The organism is Microbacterium sp. 13-71-7 (assembly GCF_002257455.1).
Classification (GTDB): Bacteria; Actinomycetota; Actinomycetes; order Actinomycetales; family Microbacteriaceae; genus Microbacterium.
In genome coordinates this window covers 1-3,419 of sequence record NZ_NCKN01000324.1, presented here as the reverse complement: position 1 = coordinate 3,419, position 3,419 = coordinate 1, and the positions used below count along the sequence as shown (strand labels likewise).

The 3,419-nt window shown below is 72.8% G+C and carries 5 protein-coding genes; 2 read left to right on the top strand and 3 right to left on the bottom strand.

Going from position 1 to position 3,419, the window contains the following annotated elements; genetic code table 11:
* Positions 1–952, top strand: a 952-nt coding sequence (locus B7X32_RS19590; RefSeq protein ID WP_292723587.1) for a LuxR C-terminal-related transcriptional regulator, incomplete at its 5' end; no start/stop codon positions are given.
* Positions 953–1,121: 169 nt separating this feature from the next.
* On the opposite strand, the gene B7X32_RS19585 is transcribed toward B7X32_RS19590, so the two are convergent.
* Positions 1,122–1,487 (bottom strand): CrcB family protein, encoded by a 366-nt coding sequence (locus B7X32_RS19585; RefSeq protein ID WP_292723584.1) that lies wholly within the window; start codon positions 1,485–1,487, stop codon positions 1,122–1,124.
* Positions 1,484–1,891, bottom strand: coding sequence for a CrcB family protein (locus B7X32_RS19580; protein WP_292723582.1), 408 nt, complete (start codon positions 1,889–1,891; stop codon positions 1,484–1,486). The genes B7X32_RS19585 and B7X32_RS19580 overlap by 4 nt, the downstream gene beginning before the upstream one ends.
* A gap of 191 nt (positions 1,892–2,082) precedes the next feature.
* Between B7X32_RS19580 and B7X32_RS19575 the strand changes: the two genes are divergently transcribed.
* Complete coding sequence (locus B7X32_RS19575; protein ID WP_292723590.1) at positions 2,083–2,763, top strand: Pr6Pr family membrane protein; 681 nt, start codon at positions 2,083–2,085, stop codon at positions 2,761–2,763.
* A gap of 2 nt (positions 2,764–2,765) precedes the next feature.
* Here the strand turns inward: B7X32_RS19575 and B7X32_RS19570 are convergent.
* A partial coding sequence (locus B7X32_RS19570; protein ID WP_292723579.1) for an FAD-dependent oxidoreductase occupies positions 2,766–3,419 on the bottom strand: 654 nt, incomplete at its 5' end.

Sequence of the window (3,419 nt, the reverse complement as noted above, 5' to 3'; positions counted from 1 at the left end):
CGCCCGATCCCATCTGCAGCAGGCCGCAGCGGTGCCCCGCACCACGAGCTGGGTGGAGACCAGGCTGGATGGCGACCAGCGGCTGGTCGAGGCCCTGGTCGCGACGGAGGACCGCGACGAGGCGTTCTCCACGCTGCTGGACCTGACGTATTCGGATCTCGGCGAGCTGTGGCCCTTCGCCGTGATCGCCCTGCACGCGTGGGGGTCCGTGACCGGCCGTCGCGAGGCGGCGCGCTCGCGCATGGAGGCGATGGCGAACGCGGGATTCGGGCGGGACGGCACAGGACTCGTCGGCTCCGCGCTACCGGTCATGCTCGCGCTGGACTCCCTTCTGAACGGCGACCTCCCCCGGGCGCGCGCCGAGATCCAGGACGTCCGCGAGGAGCACTGGATCGCGACCGTGGTGCGCGCGCTGATCGACATCGGGTCCGGCGCACCGCGCCGCGCGCTGGACAGTCTGGACGCCTCCGCCACCGCGACGGCGGGGCTCCTGCAGGCCGATCGGCAGCGGCACCAGGTCTGCGCGCTCGCGCACTACGTGAGCGGCGACTCGGGCAGGGCATCGGCCACGATCGCCCTGCTGCCCGTCAACGCCCGCCGGTGCAGTCCGTACGAGATCTCCGTCCTCGGCACGCTGGCGCCGGGCGTCCTCCGCGTGGTCGCCGATCTCGTCCCAGAGCTGCTTCCGCAGGACTTCTCGTTCGACCGGGCGGGCGTGCTCGAGAAGCCGTCGCTCACCCGCCCCGAGCTCGAGGTGCTGACGAGGCTGGCGCGCGGGATGAAACGACCGGACATCGCCCGGGACCTCTTCCGCTCGGTCAACACGGTCAAGACCCATCAGCGTTCGCTGTACCGCAAGCTCGGCGCGTCATCGGCCGCGGAGGCGGTCGCCCTCGCGACCGAGTCCGGATACCTCTGGCATCCGTCGCAGGCCTCGCCGCTCCGGCAGTGACGCCGGGTCCCGCCGGGCGAGCGGCGCCGGATCCCGGTCGGCCGCGGATCCGTCCCGGGCGCGACGATCAGCACAGCATGCGACGGTTCGCACACGTGGTGACGTGGATCCGGGTGCTGATCGTCGCAACGTGTGCTGATCGTCGCACCGGATCCCGGACGGCCGCGGCTCAGCCCGTGAGGGCCGTGCCGAGCGCGAGACCGGCGATCGCCGCCAGCACGCCCAGGATCAGCATGCCCACGGCGTTGAAGACGGCGGCACGGGAGGATCCGTCGCGCCACAGCGCGACCGTGTCGAGCATGGCCGTGCTGAACGTCGTGTAGCCGCCGAGGAGACCCGCCCCGACGATGAACGCCGCCGCGGGGAAGCCGCCCGTGACCACCCCCAGCGCGAAGGATCCGGTGAGGTTGATCACCAGCACGCCCCAGGGGTACCTGGTGCCGACCAGCCGCGCGACGCCGAGATCGACGAGGTAGCGCAGGCCCGCGCCGACGCCTCCGGCGAGCGCGGCGTACAGGAGGATCAGCGGGCTCATCCGTGCGCCTGCGTGTGCGAGGAGCGGGGCCGGGCGAGATCGAGTCCGAGCGCCGCGGCACCGAGGCCGAGCACGAGGCTGCCGATCGCGTATGCCACGGCGAGCCAGGGCTGCGCGTGCCACAGCGCGACGCTGCCGACGGCGAACGCGCTGTAGGTGGTGAAGCCGCCGAGCACCCCGGTGCCGAGGAGGATCCGGACGCCGCTCGAGGACGGCAGCCGGGCGGCGAGCACCCCGATGAGGAAGGCGCCGACGACATTGGCGATGAGCGTGGCCCAGGGGACGGCACCGAGGCCGCTCCCCGCAGGGGCCGGCAGCGCGAGCCCCAGCCCGAGCCGCGCGGCGGAGCCGATCACGCCCCCCGCCACGACGAGCGCGAGACGGAGCGGCACGGGCGAAGTCACGCCCGTCAGCCTAGACCCGAGTCCGTTTCCGGGGGCTCCCGGGGCGCACCCCGTCCCCGCTCCGGACGCACGCGATGCCCTCGGATCCGGACCGCGCCCATCGGGGTTACGTAGACTCGGCCGGGTGGCGGGCGACCCGACCCGAGGGGCCGTCGAACAGCCCGGCCGAGGAGGACGACGCGCGAGTGACGATGAGGATGGCCTTCGGCTGGTCGCGTCTGCTCACCGCGGGCGTGTGCGCCGTCGCCCTCGTGGACCGTCTGTTCTGGGGGCTGGGCTCGCAGACCATCGCGGGCCAGAACTACCTCGCCTACCTCACGATCGAGTCGAACATCGTGTTCGCGATCCTCGCGCTCATCGCCGGGATCATCGCGCTGCGGACGCCGGAGGATCCGGCCTGGCTCACCACGGCCAGGGCCGTCGTGCTCAGCTGGACCATCACCGCGGGTCTCGCGTTCGCCCTGATCGTGTGGCAGGCGGGCCTGCACGGCATCCCGATCTGGGTGCCGTGGTCCGACGTCGTGCTGCACTTCGTGCTCCCCGCCTGGACGATCGTCGCCTGGGTCTTCGGCCCCGGCCGACGTGCCGCGTCCTGGCGGATCGTGCCGTACGTGCTGCTGTACCCGGCCGTCTGGGGCGTGTTCACGATCTGGCGGGGAGGCGTGGTCGGCTGGTATCCGTACTACTTCCTGGATCCGCGACAGGTCTCCGGGACGCCCGAGATGATCGCGACCTGCGCGATCGCGCTGGCGATCTTCGCGCTCGTCGCGAGCGGACTGGTCGCGCTCAGCCGGCTGCACACCATGGCCAGGACGGATCTGCACCGCTCCGGGCGGGCGGACGAGGACGAGGACGAGCCGGATCCGACCTGAGGTCAGGGCGTCGGCGTCGCCGAGACGAAGAACCGGAGCGACTCGCGCACGGCGGCCTCCGCGTCGCCGTCTCCGAGCTTCGCGAACGCCTCGGCGTCCGGTCCGCCGACCAGGCCGACGAGCACGGGCCTGCCGGTGACGGGCTGCAGGTTCAGCCAGGTGCGGATGGGGCCGTCGCCGCCGACGACGTGCCAGAGGTCGGCGTCGACCTTCCAGAAGACCTCGTCGAACTGCGCCCACACGGTCTCCACGTATCCGGAGGCCAGCGCGGCGATCGCCCCGCGGTGCCCGAACGGCAGCGGCGGCGCGAACTCGATCGCCTGACGCTGCAGCACCCCGAGCGGGGCCGTCACGACGACCCGGTCGAAGGACAGCGACTCGCCCGTGCCCAGGCGCAGGCTCACCCCTGAGTCGTCGTATGCGATCCGCGTGACGGGCGAGGCGAGCGTGACCTTGATGCCGTCGAGCGGCGAGTTCACGAGCACGCCGACATCGCCGTCCGCGCCGAGGAGCGCATCGGGGGCGAACGCCGGAGGGAACCAGCTGGACGCCTTCGCGACATCGGCGCCCGTCGTCGCCTGAACCCAGGCGAGGGCTGCGGCGAGCGCGGGATCGGCGGGGTCGGCCCCCGCGGCGGTGAGCGCGGCGTCGATCGG

What these genes read in the sequence shown, in the direction of transcription:
- B7X32_RS19585 (WP_292723584.1), bottom strand. Translation starts at nt 1,487, where the DNA reads ATGAGCCCGCTGATCCTCCTGTACGCCGCGCTCGCCGGAGGCGTCGGC.
- B7X32_RS19575 (WP_292723590.1), top strand. Translation starts at nt 2,083, where the DNA reads ATGAGGATGGCCTTCGGCTGGTCGCGTCTGCTCACCGCGGGCGTGTGC.